This window comes from Chromohalobacter israelensis DSM 3043, assembly GCF_000055785.1.
GTDB lineage: Bacteria > Pseudomonadota > Gammaproteobacteria > Pseudomonadales > Halomonadaceae > Chromohalobacter > Chromohalobacter israelensis.
In genome coordinates this window covers 189,027-203,641 of sequence record NC_007963.1, presented here as the reverse complement: position 1 = coordinate 203,641, position 14,615 = coordinate 189,027, and the positions used below count along the sequence as shown (strand labels likewise).

Sequence of the window (14,615 nt, the reverse complement as noted above, 5' to 3'; positions counted from 1 at the left end):
AAATATCCAAGATGCATTTGCTTAGCGAAATCCATTGTTTCCCATGCCCTGGTTTGTGATGCGAAGCTCAGTGTTTCGCGCCAATCAGTGAAAGGAGGACGCCATGGCACTACAACTCGGCGATATTGCCCCGGATTTCACCCAAGACAGCACCGACGGTACGATCAACTTCCACGAGTGGGCCGGCGACAACTGGGTCATCCTGTTCTCGCATCCCAAGGATTTCACGCCGGTATGCACCACCGAGCTCGGTGAGGTGTCGCGTCTGAAGCCGGAATTCGAGAAACGCAATGCCAAGGCTATCGGGCTTTCCGTCGACCCGCTGGACGATCACAAGGCGTGGGAAGGCGATATCAAGGAAACCCAGGGCCATGGCCTGAACTTTCCGCTGCTGGCAGACGCCGACCGCAAGGTCAGCTCGCTGTATGGAATGATTCACCCCAACGCCAACGACACCCTGACGGTGCGTAGCGTCTTCATCATCGATCCCAGCAAGAAAGTGCGCCTGACGCTGACCTACCCGGCCAGCACCGGTCGCAACTTCGCGGAGATTCTGCGTGTGCTGGACAGCCTGCAGTTGACCGATAGCCAGAAGGTCGCCACGCCGGTGAACTGGACCGAAGGCGACGACTGCATCATCGTCCCCTCGGTCGACAACGAGACGGCCAAGGGACTCTTCCCGCAGGGCTGGGATGAGAAGAAACCGTACCTGCGCATGGTCAAGCTGCAGAAATGAGCTTCTGCCGATGATCCGCCTCGTCAGGCGCCATCCGGCGCCATGACCCCATCGCCCGTGGCCTGGACCACGGGCGATTTGTTTCATGCACGCTATTTTGCATGAGCCCCCTCTTGCCTATGGAGACTCACGTGGTCATCCAGGAACTGGCGAATGGTCGGGATGATCACCTCGCTGTGGGTTTCCAGAGCGAAGTGCCCCGTGTCGTAAAGGCGAATGTCGGCATCGGGGATATCCCGCTTCCATGCCTCGGCACCGGGCGGCAGGAAGAACGGATCGTGCTCCCCCCAGACGGCAAGAAGCGGCGGCTGATACTCGCGGAAATAGGCCTGAAACGCTGGGTATTGCTCGACATTGGTGGCGTAATCCAGCAATAGATCGAGCTGAATATCCGCCATGCCCGGGCGCAAGATCTGGGCACCTTCCAGCGTATAGGCATCCGGCGCCACGAGGCTCGTGTCGCTGACTCCTTCCACGTACTGCCACTTGATGGACGCCGGTGTCGGGAAGTCGCTGAGCGCTTGCCGATTTTCCGCCGTCGGGTCATTCCAGTATTTCCGGATGGGCTCCCAGCCGGCGGAAAGGCCCTCCTCGTACGCGTTGCCGTTTTGCGAAATGATCGCCGTTATCCTTGACGGGTGGGCGAGTGCCAAGCGCCACCCCACCGGCGCGCCATAGTCGTGCACCGCCATCGCATAGCGGGTGAGCTTCAACTGGTCGGTGAATCGCTCGATCGTTTTCGTCAGGTTGGCGAAGGTGTAATCGTACTGGCCGCGTGCCGGTGCCTCCGTGTAGCCAAAAGCGGGCAGATCCGGGGCGATCACGTGATAGCCGTCCGCGAGCGCCTCGATCACATCGCGCCACATGTACGACGAGGCCGCGAACCCGTGCAGCAGCAGCACCGCTGGTGCCGCCGGGTCTCCCGCTTCCCGATAGAACACCTTGACGTCGCCCACCTGCTCGACGCGGTAGTGGACCTGCGGCGCTGCCGACGCTCGCCCACCAGGCGCATGGTCGCCGCGCGTTTCCGAGGCGCTGACGGTGGTCAGGCTGTCAGTCGTCATGATCGAACTCCTTGGTAACCATCAAATTGTGCATTTGAAGGTTATACAGCCCCATAGTAACCTGTCAACATACATTTAAAGGGTTACAAAGATGAGTTCAGGCATTACGCCACCATTAATCGCCGGCAACCTCGCGCTCGATTTCATCAACACGCAGTTTGGCGTCGGAGCCGACCGGTACGAGTGTCTGAATGACGATTCCAGTGTCGTTGAGTGGCTCCATCAGGCCGGTGTGCTGAATGACACACTCGCGGCTCCGCCCGCCGGGCTGGTGGAACGGGCTCGGGAATTGCGCGAAGACATGCAAACACTGATCGTCTCGGCCAGGGAGGGGCGAGGCGCCGATCCCGCCATCGTCAATCAGGTGCTGGAGCGCGGCCATCCCATCGAGAGGCTCGAGTGGGTGCCAGCGTACGCCGCCTTCCAGAAACAGACGTACCGACGCGATCTGACGAGCGAGAGCTTGTTGCAGCCGGTCGCGCAGGCATTGGTCGAGCTGCTGACGAAAGAGGACTTGCACCTGGTGAAAGAGTGCCAGGCCCCCGACTGCGTCTTGCTATTTCACGATCAGACGAAGTCTCATCGGCGCCGCTGGTGCAGCATGGCCTCATGCGGCAACCGAATGAAGGCGGCCGCGCATCGAGCCAGAAAAAGCGCGACATGAATCGCTATCGACGGCCCGAGCCAGGCACGTTTCAGACAGCGGCTAGACCACGGGGGAGCGACGTTCGGCCGACACGCGGCGCGCCGTTCGGACCATGCGCACCAGGCACGCTGCTCGATAAGCAACGAACAACAACAAGATCGCTATCTTGAACGAGGTCTTGATCCGCATCGTCGTACCCGGCTCGGCGTCTCATGGGGAAGGAGTACGACGAGTTAATCAGAAGGATGTTAAGGAATGTTGACGCCGTGGTAACCGGCCGCACCCAATATCGACCTCCCGGGGGCGGACTTGAGTACAGCCGGCAAGTTTTAATGAAAAAATTTCTGATGCAGGTCCTTGCCGCAGGTACCGACGCGGCCAGGCTTCATGCCCAGGCGGCGTGCGACTCGACCTGGTGGTGCGCTGGCAAAGCCCAGCGTGGCGCTGCGTCACGCGACACGGGTGCCTCCTGCGACGCTTCCATGAGGCGGAACCGGTGTACCACGCTGGCCAGCCGGGACGACTGATCGCGCAGCGAGGCCGCCGCGGCCGCAGACTGCTCGACCAGGGCCGCGTTCTGCTGAATCATGCGATCAATGCGCTCCACCGCATGGTTGACCTGCTCGATACCGCTGGACTGCTCGCCGGCGGCACTGCTGATCTCGCTGATCGCGCCACTGACCCGCTGCACCCCGGCGACGATCTCCTCGATGGTCGTCCTTGTGGCCTCAGCCTGGCTCACGCCGGCGGCAACCGTTTCGCCGCTGTCGCGAATCAGCGTCTTGATCTCGTTGGCCGCCGTGGCGGAACGTCCCGCGAGATTGCGTACCTCACTGGCGACCACGGCGAAACCTCGGCCCTGGCCTCCCGCGCGGGCGGCCTCGACCGAGGCGTTCAGGGCCAGCAGATTGGTCTGGAAGGCGATGTCGTCGATCAGCCCGACGATGTCGCCGATACGCCGCTCCGCCTCGGCGATGGCATGCATGCGCGTGACCACATCCTTCACCGCTTCGCCACCGCGCACGGCCGCCTCGGCGGTATGCGTGGCCAGCTCGTCGGCTCGCTGCGCGGCCTGTGCGGTCTGCTGGATGCTCTCGGTCAACTGGGCGATGGAGGCGACGCTCTGCTGCAGGTTGCCCACCGATTGTTCGGTGCGCGTGGCGAGGTCCTGATTGCCCAGGGCGATTTCCTCGCTGGCGATGGCGACGCTATCGCTGGCGTCGCGCACCTGGGCGACCATGCCGCCGAGGCCCGTCTGCATGGTGCCCAGAGCCTCCTGCAGCTCGCTGATTTCATCACGCCCCTGGCAGGCGATCGGCTGAGTGAGATCTCCCCCGGCGATGGCGGTCGCATAGTCCTTGGCCTCGCGCACCGGCGCACAGATCGCCCGCATGTTGAGCCAGGTCAGCGGCGCCACGACCAGAACCGTCACCAATCCGGCGACCACGAACAACAACAGCGAGCCCTGCGCCACCTCGACCAGCCGCGCGGCCATGACACCGGCCTGGGTCTCCTGCACGAGCCCCTGATCCAACAGCCCCAGGCTGGCGTCGTACAGGCGGTATATGCCCCACACCCCGGTACCGCCCAGCACGCCCAGCAACGCCAGAACGACGACGATCGCCCCCACCATGCGAACGCGCACCGAGAAACGGCGCATGAGCGACATCAACATGAGTTCCCTGCCCCTTGAATGGTCGAAAGTCATTCCACCACTGTGACAGAGCACGCATCGCGAACCTTGATGTACGTCAACTACGCGAGGATTCGCCGGCAGGGAACCTCAGGGTCAGGTCGTCGGCCGGGCCTTGATCGCCACGCGGCGTTCGTAAAGCGCGATGGCGACGCCGCTGCCGATGATCACGGCGGCGCCAACGAACACCCAGACATCGGGCACCTCGTCCCACAGCCACCAGCCCAGCAGTACGGCCCAGACCATGGCGGTATAGTCGAAAGGTGCGGCAAGCGCCGCCGGGGCATAGCGAAAGGCCAGCGTGATGCACGACACCGCGCCCACGCCGAAGATGCCGGACCCGATGAAGCCCAGCCACGCCAGCCCCTCGGGCATCTTCCAGACACTGGGCAGCAGCAGGGCACTGAGAATCAGCGGCACCAGGGTGGCGTAGAAGACCATCGCCCACAGGCTCTCCTTGCCGCCGTAGCGTCGCGCGGTGATCATCATCAGGGCGTAGCACACTGCCGCGCCGACGACGATCAATGCGCCCCACTGGAAGCCTGCCGCGCCGGGACGCACCACTACCAGCACGCCCGCGAAGCCCACCAGCGAGGCAATGAACGGCAGGCGTTCGACACGCTCCTTGAGCAGTGGGCCGGACAGCAGCGTCACGAACAACGGTGCGGCGAAGGCGATGGCCGTGGCCTCCGCCAGCGGCAACAGGGTCAAGCCGGTGACGAAGCAGAACATGGTGCCGGCGAAGATCATCCCGCGCAGCAGATGTACCCCCGGCCGCCGGGTCTTGAGCTTGCGCCAGCCGCCGTTGAAGCGCGCCAGCAGCGCGATCAACGGCAGCGAGATCAGGGTGCGAAAGAAGATGATCTGGATCGGCTCGTAGGTGGCGCCCAGCCACTTGGACACGGCATCGCCCAGCGCCAGGCACAACACTCCGGCGCACATGATCAGGATACCCAGCAGCGACGACGACATACCCACCTCCAGGAAAGGTACGGGAAACGGTCAACGAATCGGCCCCTGAGCATAGCCGAATCGCAGACGCACCGCGATGGTGCAACATCGCGCCTTGAGGTTTCAGGACGCAAGCCGCACATCGGCAGTGAAACGTGCATAATCGATGTGTGCACGCCCCGTGCGGACGGCACGGAGGCCCGCACGCTCGTTCATTCACTCGAGGAACTGCAGAGAGCCATGACGCTCGATACCACCGCGATCAATCAGCAAATGACCCACTTCGACGATCACGAGGCGATCTGGCTGTTCGGCTATGGCTCCTTGATCTGGAAAGCCGATTTTCCGTTTCTGGAGCGTCGCCCCGCGCATATCGTCGGCTGGACACGGCGTTTCTGGCAGGGGTCTCACGATCATCGCGGCACGCCCGAGGCACCGGGGCGCGTCGCCACCTTGACCGAGTCGCCCGGGGCTATCTGCCATGGCATGGCCTATCGCATCACGCGGGACGTGCTCGGCCCACTCGATGTCCGCGAGAAAAACGGCTACCTGCGCGTGGTCACGCCATTGCACTTCGACGACAGCGGCCATGTGGAAAGTCATGAGGGCCTGGTCTATCTCGCCAGCGAGGACAACGCCGCCTTTCTCGGCCCGGCCTCGAACGCCGAGATCGCCCGGCAGATCGCCGAATCCCACGGCCCCAGCGGACCCAATCGCGATTACCTGCTCAATCTCGCCGACGCCCTGCGCGAGATGGGCCACGACGATCCGCATATCTTCGCCCTGGAGCGCGAACTGCTTGCCCTTCCCAAGCAGCCGGCCTGAGGGCCGGCCGTTCACGAGACAACCGCCACGCACATGCGCGGCGCGGCCTTATACCTCCACCTTGCCGCGCAAGGCCTTGGTCTTTCCCTTGCGAGTTTTCTTGTCGACGCGGCGACGCTTCGCGCCCTTGGAAGGCTGGGTGGGACGACGTACCTTGCGTTGCTGCACCGCGCCCTGGATCAGGGCCTTGAGACGCGCGAGCGCCTCTTCCTTGTTGGCTTCCAGCGTGCGGTGGCGCTGCGCCTTGATGATGACCACGCCATCCTTGCTGATGCGCTGATCGGAAAGCGCCATCAGCCGCTCCTTGTAGAACGGCGGCAAGGACGAACGCAGGATGTCGAAACGCAGGTGTACCGCCGAGGCGACCTTGTTGACGTTCTGGCCGCCGGCACCCTGCGCCCGAATCTGACTAATGTCGATTTCCCAATCGGCGAGCGCCACCGTATTGGAGATCGTCAGCATGGCGTGGCCCTCGTGACGGATGAATGAGTCCCGTCAGGCTACACCACCGGCGCCTCCCCCGGGCAATCGCGTGATATCAGGCAGCGTCGTCGTCCTGGCGATTGTCTTCGTTCAGCGTGGAGACCTTCGCCGTGGCGTCATGGACACTGACGTGTTGATTGGCTTCGCTTTCCGCGACCAGCGAGAACGGCAGCAGCGCGGAGACGACGATGGTTGCCAACATCGAGAACAGCTTGTTGAGCGCTTTCATGACCACTCCTTGAAGATGGTGGTGATGCGGCGTTTTGTCGCAATACACGATTAGCATGCTAAAAGAATTGGCGGACGTCAAGCGTTCCGTCCTCAGTCAGATTTTCTGCCACACTCATGGGATGACCGGTGCCTATATTGTTAGCCGTTAAACTATTTTGGCATCAGAGCCACAATTGCTCTGCATTTTTTACTAAAATACCCATGTGAGCTACGACCAAAGGCGTAGCCAACGGCTCATCCGTTTCGCTCACACCCTTGAGCCCGGCGCCATGTCGGACCAATGGCGGAATCAAGAGCTAGGTGATCATTCTGTCCCACACAAGGAGACAACAACGCCATGCCACAATCTCGCTCGCAAAGATTGGGCGCCATCGTGCTGCTGGTAGCCTCGCTCGTCGGGCTGGCCATCGCACTTTATGCCTATTTCATGCCGCTGACCGGTGTGACGGGCACGCTCGGCGCACTCGTCGCCATTATCGCCACCCTCATCCTGGCCGTGCTGTCGCTCGCCTTGCCCGCCTTTAAAGGGAACGGCTCTCGCAACGCCTGGCGCGTACTGATTTTCCTGGGGCTCGCCGGCACCTGTTTCGCGGGACTCCTCCTGCAACAATGGTGGCTTTGCGTGGCCATGGTCGTCGGCCTGATCGGCTTGATTCTCGACATGGTCCTCGCCAATCGCCCTGCCCATCCCGCCCATACATGAGGAGCCGATTCATGCCGACACTCAGATTCAGCGCGCAACGCCTCGGCACCACGGCGGCGCTAGCGCTATTGTTGACCCCGACTGCCCTGCTGGCACAGGAGACGTCCGCCGAGCAGGACGCCTCGAACACGCAGAACACGAGCACCCAGGACAACGGCACGGCACCGGAACAGGCTCAGTCCGAGCCGGTGCCACTGGTTCCCGGCACACCGACGTGGGATAGCTTCCACGGCCAGCTCAACGCGCAGAAATACAGCCCCCTGGATCAGATCAACGCCGATAACGTCGGCGACCTGGAAAAGGTCTGGGAAGTGCATACTGGCGATGTCTCCGATGGCTCCGGCGATCTGCCGCCCACGGTATGGTCCGCGACACCGGTGTTCGCCAACGACACGCTCTATATCGGCACGCCGTTCTATCGCATCCTTGCGCTCGATCCCGCCACCGGCGAGCAGAAATGGAGCTTCGACACCGAGTCTTCTCTCGAGGCACTGACGCAACCCGCGCTCAAGAGCCGCGGCGTTGCCTACTGGGAAGCGGATGATCCGGTCGAGGGCGAGTCCTGCCAGAAAATCGTCTACCTCGGCACCATGGATGCGCAGCTCTTCGCCGTCGATGCCGACACCGGCGAGAAGTGCACGAGCTTCGCCGATAACGGCGTGCTCGATGTCAATCAGTGGAACGATACCCATGACAAATGGCCGCTCTCGCTGCTGCAGCCGCCGACCGTGGTGGGCGATCACCTGATTCTCGGCTGGGCCGGCAAGGATTGGGCATTCGAGCAAGCGCCTCCCGGCACGGTGTTCTCCATCAACGCCCGCACCGGCGAGCGCGAATGGAGCTTCAATGCTCTCTCCGAGGAAATGCGCGAGAAGAGCGGTACCGCCAACGTGTGGACGCATATGTCCGCCGACGAGGAAAACGGCCTCGTTTATCTGCCGATCTCCTCGCCATCGCCCAACTACTGGGGCGGCAACCGCACCGAGGACGTGCCCCTGGCGACCTCGACCACCGCGCTCGACGTCGATACCGGCGAAGTCGTCTGGTCGCGTCAGTGGGTACACCACGATGTCTGGGACTATGACATCAATGCGGCGCCGACACTGATGGACATCACGGTGGACGGCGAAGAAATCCCCGCTCTGGTGCAGGCCACCAAGATGGGCTTTCTGTTCGTGGTCAACCGCCTGACCGGTGAGGACGTCTGGCCGATCGAGGAGCGCCCGGTGCCGCAAGGCGACGGTTCCGTCGAAGGCGAAGAATACGCGGACACGCAACCCTTCCCGACCAAGCCCGCGCCGCTTCTCGACCAGGCCGAAAAGCCCGAAGTCTGGGGGCTCGCCGATGCCGTCAGCTTCGGTCAGTGCTCGGCCCTCTGGGATGACCTGGCCTACGAAGGCATGTACACCCCGCCCACCACCCAGGGTGAAGGTGCACTCACCTACCCGGACAGTGCCGGCGGCGTGCAATGGGGCGGGGTCGCCTTCGACCCGCAGAGCCAGACGGCCATCGTCAACACCTCGCACATCGTGCAGTACGTGAAGCTCTATGACCGCGAGGCCTACGAGAAGGCCGACAGCGGCTCGGGCAACGAAAGCGGTTTCGCGCCGCAGACGGGCGCGCCCTACGGCATGCGTCTCGAAGTCGCGCTCAACTGGCTCGGCATGCCGTGCTGGAAGCCGCCTTTCGGCGAGATCGTCGCCCTGGACATGAAAACGGGTGACGTGAAATGGCGCCGTCCCATCGGGGCGTCTCAGCAGTACGGCTTCTTCATGCCCGAAAGCTGGGGCTCGCCCACCATCGGCGGCCCGGCGGTCACCGCAGGCAACGTGATCTTCATCGGTGCCTCGATGGATGCCAAGCTGCGTGCCTACTCGCTCGAGACCGGCGAGGAACTGTGGGAAGACCAGGCCGAAGCGCCCGGCGTCTCGAATCCCGCGGTCTACGAGTACGAAGGCCGTGAATACGTCGCCTTCATCGCCGGCGGCAACTCGATCCTGAAGGATCAGGTCGGCGATCAGGTCGTCGTCTACGCCCTGCCGGAAGACGAGTGATTCCGACAGCGAGTGGACAGTAGCGACAGAAGGTCGTGATCAGCAGCAAGACGACGGGGTGGGCCATGAGGCCCACCCCGTTTTCATTGGCTTGCGACTTAGTGCGGATGTGGCGGGAATGCGTCGGCCTGGCGGCGGCGTCGTGGAAGCCGTCCAGACCATGGCTCCCGCGCGAAAGGGTCACGCCGACGCGAGGCCCGCCAGATGTTCGTAGAGCACGGCGATACCGATGCCGATGAGGATCAAGCCGCCCAGTATCTCGGCCCACTTGCCGACGATGGTACCAATGGCACGCCCGAGCAGCGTGCCGAGCGTGACCATCAAGGCCGTTGCCAGCCCGATCGCCACCGATGCGGCGATGATGTTGATATCCGTCAGCGCCAGGGTGATGCCGACGGCCATGGCATCGATGCTGGTGGCCAGCGCCGTGAAGGCAATCAGCCATATGGAGCGATTCTCCGGCTGGGTTTCGGCCGCCTTGATCGCTGCGCAGTCTTCCTTCTTCACCCCTGCCCAGATCATGTGACCGCCCAGCAACGCCAGCATGACGAAGGCGATCCAGTGATCGACGCCGGAGACGAAACGCATCGCCACGTGGCCCAGCGCCCAGCCCAGCAAGGGCATGATCGCCTCTACCACGCCGAACACGGCGCCTATGCGCAGCGCACTCAGCAGACGCACCTTCCTCAGCTCGGCTCCCCGGCCGATGGAAGCGGCAAAGGCATCTGTCGACATGGCGAATGCCAACAGAATCAAAGAAGCAGGATTCATGTGCTCTCCATGGTGTGCGTCAGGCGGAGCTGAGGTCTCGCTTTCACTCCAGAAACCCCATTATTTTTGTCAACTTTTTCACAGCCTATACCCGGCGCCCCAGCATGGCAATAACTACCTGAAAACAAAGAAAAAATTAACCATGATTGATCAGTATCGTGATGGTTAATACTGTGAGAGCAAGCTTCGAATGACTAACCGAGGTTGAATCATCCCCCTTCGGTTACGAAAGCGAGACAAGTCCTGCGACGTTTCCGCGCAACGTCAGAAAAACCCTTGGCATATCACCGAGATATCGCCCAATCTGATACACGTTTCGATGGGCAAAGGGATATCGCCATGCGTGCATTTTCGACTCGCCACCAACTGCTGGGCCTGGTCGGCTGGCTGGTAATCAGCTTTATCACCGCCGGCATCGGCGCCATTGCCTCGGTGGATGCGACTCAGTTCTATGCCGATCTCACACAGCCCGACTGGGCCCCTCCCGCGGGCGCCTTCGGGCCGGTGTGGACGACGCTTTTCGCGTTGATGGGTATCGCCGCCTGGCTGGTATGGCGGGAAGGTGGCTGGCGCCGCCACCAAGGCGCGCTGACGCTATTTCTCGTGCATCTCGCCGTCAATGCGCTGTGGAGCTGGCTGTTCTTCGTCTGGCACCTGGGGGCATTGGCCTTCGTCGAAGTCATCCTGCTGTGGGGCATGATCCTCGCCACGCTCATCGCCTTCTGGCGCGTGCGCCCGTTGGCTGGGCTGCTGCTGGTGCCCTACCTCGCCTGGGTCTCGCTGGCCACGGCGCTGACCTACACCGTGTGGCAACTCAACCCGCAGTTGCTGGGGTGAACGGAAGAGACAGCCGTCATTGAGGCAGAGCCATGCGTCCTGCCCCATGCGAAAGCCTACTTTATCTCCCGCGCGGAACCAGGCATGACTGTGTACAGGACACAACGCACAGGAGCCTGACATGCCCGCCCACGCCACTACCGAATTCTGGAAGGACCTCGCTCCCATCGCCGAAAGCTTCAAGCCCGATGCCAGGCCCGAGGTCCACATTGCCAACGCCCCCACCGACGACGAGCGCTACTACGTGCCGTTCTCCGACACTGTATCCTCCCGGCCGCTGTGGATTTCGCCCTCGCAAAACCGCTGGTGCGATGTCCTCATGGCCAAGGGCGCCGGGCTGGTCAACCGCCACTACCATCCCCATGAAGTCTTCGCCTACACCATCTCCGGCAAATGGGGCTACCTGGAGCACGACTGGGTCGCCACCGCCGGCGATTTCATCTACGAAACACCCGGCGAAGGGCACACCCTCGTCGCCTACGATCACCCCGACCCGATGCGCGTCTTCTTCATCGTCACCGGCCCGCTGATCTGGCTGGACGAAAACGGCGACTCCTGCGGCCACTTCGACGTGCATGACTACATCGCCCTCTGCCGCGACCATTACGACAAGGTCGGCCTCGGCGCCGACCTGGTGGACAGCCTCTTCCGCTAACCAACCCGCGACTCACCGCCGCCACGCCGAAAACTCAAGACACCGTTACAGCGTTTCTTCCAGAAGCTGGGATAGTCGCTTGTGGTGCAGGGCGTCGGCGGCTGCATCGTAGGAAGGAGCGTCCTTGGCCGTGAAGCCGTGGGCTGCCCCCTTGTAGAGTTCGGTGGTGAAGTGCACGCCGGCGGCGGCAAGCGCTTCGTCCATGCGGGCGATCTGGTCCGGGGGCAATAGCTCATCCTTGTCGGCATGGCCGAAATAGACACGCCCTTCGATGGCGTCAACGACGTTCACGAGACTGTTCGGATCGTTCGCCTCGGCCAGCCGCGCCGAATGGAAGCCGGCCGCAGCCGCCACACGGTCGGCGTGCTCTGCCGCCATGCGCAGCGCAAAGGCGCCCGTCATGCAATAGCCGACCACAGCGATCTTGCCGTCCGCGAACTCGGTCTCGTGGTCGATACCGTCCAGCAGGGCGGCGAAGTCGCGGGATTGCGCCTCGGGCGTCAGGTGGGCGGCATACTCGAGCAACGTCGGTCGCACATCCGGATCGCGGAAGGACTTGCCCTCCGGCACGATGTGACCGCTTGCATCGCGGTAGTAGACGTTGGGCATCAATACGGCATAGCCGTTATTGGCGATTTGCTGAGCCTTCTCGTGGTAGCAGGGACGCAGGCCACCGATATCGGTGAACAGCACCACGGCCGGAAGGGGCCCGTCGGCGTGCTCGGGCGTGAAGATATGCGCGTCGATGGTACCGTCGGCGGCGGGGATTTCGATAGCACGAGACATGGCTGAGCTCCGGATTGTCGATGTCGAACGTCATTAGTGATGAATCTAACCGCAGACAGTCCCGTTTGACGAGGTCATGGCGCCACTGCGCTGTCGATCATCCGGCCTGCCCTCGCTCGTTCCCGCCTCATGGGAAAGCGCCGCCAGACACGCGACGCAAGACGACTACTTTCATGGGTGCCGCGGGCCATCCCTTGACCCGCAGCACGTGCATGACAGCGCTGCTTCAGCCGAACAGCCAGGGGTCGACCAGCCCGCTCGGATAGGTCAGTGTCAGGAACTCGGCCATGCCGGCCAGAAAGGCTGTCACGCCTAGCGCCATGATAACCGCTACCCAAGGCTTGAGGCGCGCGATGACCAAGAGGAACACGAGGCAGAACAGCGTCGCCGCGGTGATGAAGCCCAGTAGTTGCATGGCGCCGACCAGAGCGAAGAAGCCTGCCAGCCAGAGCCCTTGCTGGCCGATGGCTTGAGGCTGCCACTGAGGACGATGCATCAGGCAACGCGCGATCTCCAGAAGGCAGGAGACGGCGAGGATCGCGATGGCCAGCCGGGGCATGATGCCGCCGATCAGAGTCAGGTCGGCTACGTCGATCCAGGCAATGGCCGCCGTACCAAGCAGGGCGGCGAAGAGCACTACGTCGATGCCCCCCAGGGTCGGAGGCTCGGTGCGGGCCGTGGCGGCAGCGCCGACCGAGGCGGCCTGGCGACGCTTGATCCACAGTGAACGCAGCAAGGGAATGAAGAGAGCCGCCAGGATCAAGGCACCGATGATCAACACACCAGGACGCGCGAAAGCATTCACCCCCTGGAACTGCACCGCCTGGTAGAAGTATCCCTCCGCCCCCGGCGCCAGCACGAAGCCGATGAGAAAGGCAGGACGCGACCAATTCGCCTGCTTGAACAGCACGCCCAGAATGCCCACCGCCCCCAGCGCGATAAGATCGCCCGTGGAACGCGTGGCCTGGAAAGCGGCGAACATGATCAGCACCGTGATCAAAGGCGCCAGCGTGGCGAAGGGAACCCGGGTCAGGCTGGCCACCGGGCGCGCCAGCACCAGGCACAACGCGGCCCCCAGGATGTTGGCCAGGGCCAGCGACCAGATGATGGTGTAAGTCAGATCGAGATGGGTCTCGATCATGCCGACCCCCGGCTGCAGGCCGAGCAACAATAGCCCGCCGAGGAAAACCGCGGCGGTGCCCGAGCCCGGCACGCCGAACAGCAGGGTCGGCACCATGGCGCCACAGGCGCAGGCATTGTTGGCGGATTCCGGGGCAATCACCCCGCGAATGTCTCCCTTGCCGAATTCGGACTTGTCCTTGGCGCTCTGCACCGCATGGCCGTAGGTGAGCCAGTCGACCACGGAGCCGGCCAAGCCGGGAATCGTGCCGATCAGGCTGCCGATAGCCGCACAGCGCGCGACGAGCCCACGTTGCTCACGAACGTTGCGGATGCCTGCCCTCCAGCCTTCGCCGAGCTCACAAGGCTCTTCGGCGATCGAACCGCGTTTCACGAGGAGATCGACGATCTCCGGGAGAGCGAAGATCCCGAGCCCCACCACCACCAACGGCAAGCCATCGTAGAGATAGTCGAGTCCGAAATTCATGCGGAACTCGCCGGTGGCCGGTGCCATGCCGATGGCGCCCACCAGCAGGCCCAGGCCGCAGGCGGCCAGCCCCTTGAAGAGGTCGCGCCCGGAGAGCACGGCCACCATCGACAGGCCGAGCAGGGTCAACATGAAGAGTTCGGAGGAAGAGAACGACAGTACAAGCGGACGAGCGATCAGGATAAAGCCGGTCAAGATGACGGCACCGACGATGCCCCCGATCATCGAAGACAGAAAGGCGCTGGACAGCGCGCGTGCCGCCTGGCCACGCTTGGCCAGCGAGAAGCCATCGATGACCGTTGCCTGGGATGCGCTGGAGCCGGGAATCCCCAACAGTACCGAGGCAAAGGTATCGCCGGTGGGAATCACGGCGACCAGGCCCATCAGCATGCCCAGGGCCACGGCGGGCTCCATGCCGTAGAGAAAAGGCAGCAGCAACGACATGCCGGCGATGCCACCGAGGCCGGGGATGATGCCGACCACGAGGCCGACCAGCACGCCCAGCACCATGAAGAGCAGATGAGACAGCGTGAAGAGCTGCCCCAGACTGGAGAGAAGGATATCGAGCATGGCG

General features: G+C 63.0%; 15 protein-coding genes. 7 read left to right on the top strand and 8 right to left on the bottom strand.

All coding sequences use genetic code 11. From position 1 onward, the window contains the following. The first annotated feature begins 103 nt into the window (after positions 1-103). Entirely contained in the window at positions 104-736 is a 633-nt protein-coding gene (locus tag CSAL_RS00900) for a peroxiredoxin (protein WP_011505489.1), read from the top strand. Positions 737-828: 92 nt separating this feature from the next. Here the strand turns inward: CSAL_RS00900 and CSAL_RS00895 are convergent, their stop codons facing one another. Next, positions 829-1,800: an alpha/beta fold hydrolase gene (locus CSAL_RS00895; RefSeq protein WP_011505488.1), complete on the bottom strand. Its 972-nt coding sequence runs from the start codon at positions 1,798-1,800 to the stop codon at positions 829-831. A 91-nt stretch (positions 1,801-1,891) separates the two neighbouring features. On the opposite strand from CSAL_RS00895, the gene CSAL_RS00890 reads away from it, so the two are divergent. Continuing rightward, complete coding sequence (locus CSAL_RS00890; protein WP_011505487.1) at positions 1,892-2,464, top strand: CGNR zinc finger domain-containing protein; 573 nt, start codon at positions 1,892-1,894, stop codon at positions 2,462-2,464. A 367-nt stretch (positions 2,465-2,831) separates the two neighbouring features. Here CSAL_RS00890 and CSAL_RS00885 read toward each other — a convergent pair whose 3' ends face one another. Both CSAL_RS00885 and CSAL_RS00880 read right to left on the bottom strand, forming a co-directional pair. Beyond that, positions 2,832-4,121 carry a methyl-accepting chemotaxis protein gene (locus tag CSAL_RS00885; protein ID WP_043557847.1) on the bottom strand — a complete coding sequence of 430 codons (1,290 nt, stop codon included), beginning with the start codon at positions 4,119-4,121 and terminating at the stop codon, positions 2,832-2,834. Positions 4,122-4,235: 114 nt separating this feature from the next. Then, the gene (locus CSAL_RS00880; protein ID WP_043557845.1) at positions 4,236-5,111 is read right to left on the bottom strand and encodes a DMT family transporter; all 876 of its coding nucleotides are present in this window, start codon (positions 5,109-5,111) and stop codon (positions 4,236-4,238) included. Between the two features lie 219 nt (positions 5,112-5,330). Between CSAL_RS00880 and CSAL_RS00875 the strand changes: the two genes are divergently transcribed. Then, positions 5,331-5,915 (top strand): gamma-glutamylcyclotransferase, encoded by a 585-nt coding sequence (locus tag CSAL_RS00875; RefSeq protein WP_011505484.1) that lies wholly within the window; start codon positions 5,331-5,333, stop codon positions 5,913-5,915. Positions 5,916-5,963: 48 nt separating this feature from the next. Here the strand turns inward: CSAL_RS00875 and arfB are convergent, their stop codons facing one another. Together arfB and CSAL_RS17545 are read right to left on the bottom strand one after the other, a co-directional pair. Further along, positions 5,964-6,377: an alternative ribosome rescue aminoacyl-tRNA hydrolase ArfB gene (gene arfB / locus CSAL_RS00870; protein WP_011505483.1), complete on the bottom strand. Its 414-nt coding sequence runs from the start codon at positions 6,375-6,377 to the stop codon at positions 5,964-5,966. Positions 6,378-6,453: 76 nt separating this feature from the next. After that, positions 6,454-6,627 (bottom strand): hypothetical protein, encoded by a 174-nt coding sequence (locus tag CSAL_RS17545; protein ID WP_011505482.1) that lies wholly within the window; start codon positions 6,625-6,627, stop codon positions 6,454-6,456. A gap of 339 nt (positions 6,628-6,966) precedes the next feature. Here CSAL_RS17545 and CSAL_RS00865 point away from each other — a divergent pair, with 339 nt between their 5' ends. Together CSAL_RS00865 and CSAL_RS00860 are read left to right on the top strand one after the other, a co-directional pair. After that, positions 6,967-7,332: a hypothetical protein gene (locus CSAL_RS00865; RefSeq protein ID WP_011505481.1), complete on the top strand. Its 366-nt coding sequence runs from the start codon at positions 6,967-6,969 to the stop codon at positions 7,330-7,332. An 11-nt stretch (positions 7,333-7,343) separates the two neighbouring features. Further along, positions 7,344-9,386, top strand: coding sequence for a pyrroloquinoline quinone-dependent dehydrogenase (locus CSAL_RS00860; protein ID WP_011505480.1), 2,043 nt, complete (start codon positions 7,344-7,346; stop codon positions 9,384-9,386). A 180-nt stretch (positions 9,387-9,566) separates the two neighbouring features. Here the strand turns inward: CSAL_RS00860 and CSAL_RS00855 are convergent, their stop codons facing one another. Then, positions 9,567-10,157 (bottom strand): manganese efflux pump MntP, encoded by a 591-nt coding sequence (locus CSAL_RS00855; RefSeq protein ID WP_011505479.1) that lies wholly within the window; start codon positions 10,155-10,157, stop codon positions 9,567-9,569. Positions 10,158-10,496: 339 nt separating this feature from the next. Between CSAL_RS00855 and CSAL_RS00850 the strand changes: the two genes are divergently transcribed. After that, a complete protein-coding gene (locus CSAL_RS00850) occupies positions 10,497-10,994 on the top strand; it encodes a TspO/MBR family protein (RefSeq protein WP_011505478.1) in 498 nt (165 codons plus the stop codon). A 121-nt stretch (positions 10,995-11,115) separates the two neighbouring features. Next, positions 11,116-11,649 carry a 2,4'-dihydroxyacetophenone dioxygenase family protein gene (locus CSAL_RS00845; protein WP_011505477.1) on the top strand — a complete coding sequence of 178 codons (534 nt, stop codon included), beginning with the start codon at positions 11,116-11,118 and terminating at the stop codon, positions 11,647-11,649. A gap of 45 nt (positions 11,650-11,694) precedes the next feature. Here CSAL_RS00845 and CSAL_RS00840 read toward each other — a convergent pair whose 3' ends face one another. Then, entirely contained in the window at positions 11,695-12,435 is a 741-nt protein-coding gene (locus CSAL_RS00840) for a dienelactone hydrolase family protein (protein WP_011505476.1), read from the bottom strand. Between the two features lie 226 nt (positions 12,436-12,661). Continuing rightward, positions 12,662-14,611: a tripartite tricarboxylate transporter permease gene (locus tag CSAL_RS00835; RefSeq protein WP_011505475.1), complete on the bottom strand. Its 1,950-nt coding sequence runs from the start codon at positions 14,609-14,611 to the stop codon at positions 12,662-12,664. Between the last annotated feature and the right edge of the window lie 4 nt (positions 14,612-14,615).

Bases quoted from the DNA above. Each gene is read 5' to 3' on its own strand.
- CSAL_RS00845 (WP_011505477.1), top strand. From the start codon at position 11,116: ATGCCCGCCCACGCCACTACCGAATTCTGGAAGGACCTCGCTCCCATC.
- arfB (WP_011505483.1), bottom strand. From the start codon at position 6,377: ATGCTGACGATCTCCAATACGGTGGCGCTCGCCGATTGGGAAATCGAC.
- CSAL_RS17545 (WP_011505482.1), bottom strand. From the start codon at position 6,627: ATGAAAGCGCTCAACAAGCTGTTCTCGATGTTGGCAACCATCGTCGTC.
- CSAL_RS00840 (WP_011505476.1), bottom strand. From the start codon at position 12,435: ATGTCTCGTGCTATCGAAATCCCCGCCGCCGACGGTACCATCGACGCG.
- CSAL_RS00860 (WP_011505480.1), top strand. From the start codon at position 7,344: ATGCCGACACTCAGATTCAGCGCGCAACGCCTCGGCACCACGGCGGCG.
- CSAL_RS00880 (WP_043557845.1), bottom strand. From the start codon at position 5,111: ATGTCGTCGTCGCTGCTGGGTATCCTGATCATGTGCGCCGGAGTGTTG.
- CSAL_RS00850 (WP_011505478.1), top strand. From the start codon at position 10,497: ATGCGTGCATTTTCGACTCGCCACCAACTGCTGGGCCTGGTCGGCTGG.
- CSAL_RS00835 (WP_011505475.1), bottom strand. From the start codon at position 14,611: ATGCTCGATATCCTTCTCTCCAGTCTGGGGCAGCTCTTCACGCTGTCT.
- CSAL_RS00900 (WP_011505489.1), top strand. From the start codon at position 104: ATGGCACTACAACTCGGCGATATTGCCCCGGATTTCACCCAAGACAGC.
- CSAL_RS00890 (WP_011505487.1), top strand. From the start codon at position 1,892: ATGAGTTCAGGCATTACGCCACCATTAATCGCCGGCAACCTCGCGCTC.
- CSAL_RS00855 (WP_011505479.1), bottom strand. From the start codon at position 10,157: ATGAATCCTGCTTCTTTGATTCTGTTGGCATTCGCCATGTCGACAGAT.
- CSAL_RS00895 (WP_011505488.1), bottom strand. From the start codon at position 1,800: ATGACGACTGACAGCCTGACCACCGTCAGCGCCTCGGAAACGCGCGGC.
- CSAL_RS00875 (WP_011505484.1), top strand. From the start codon at position 5,331: ATGACGCTCGATACCACCGCGATCAATCAGCAAATGACCCACTTCGAC.
- CSAL_RS00885 (WP_043557847.1), bottom strand. From the start codon at position 4,121: ATGTTGATGTCGCTCATGCGCCGTTTCTCGGTGCGCGTTCGCATGGTG.
- CSAL_RS00865 (WP_011505481.1), top strand. From the start codon at position 6,967: ATGCCACAATCTCGCTCGCAAAGATTGGGCGCCATCGTGCTGCTGGTA.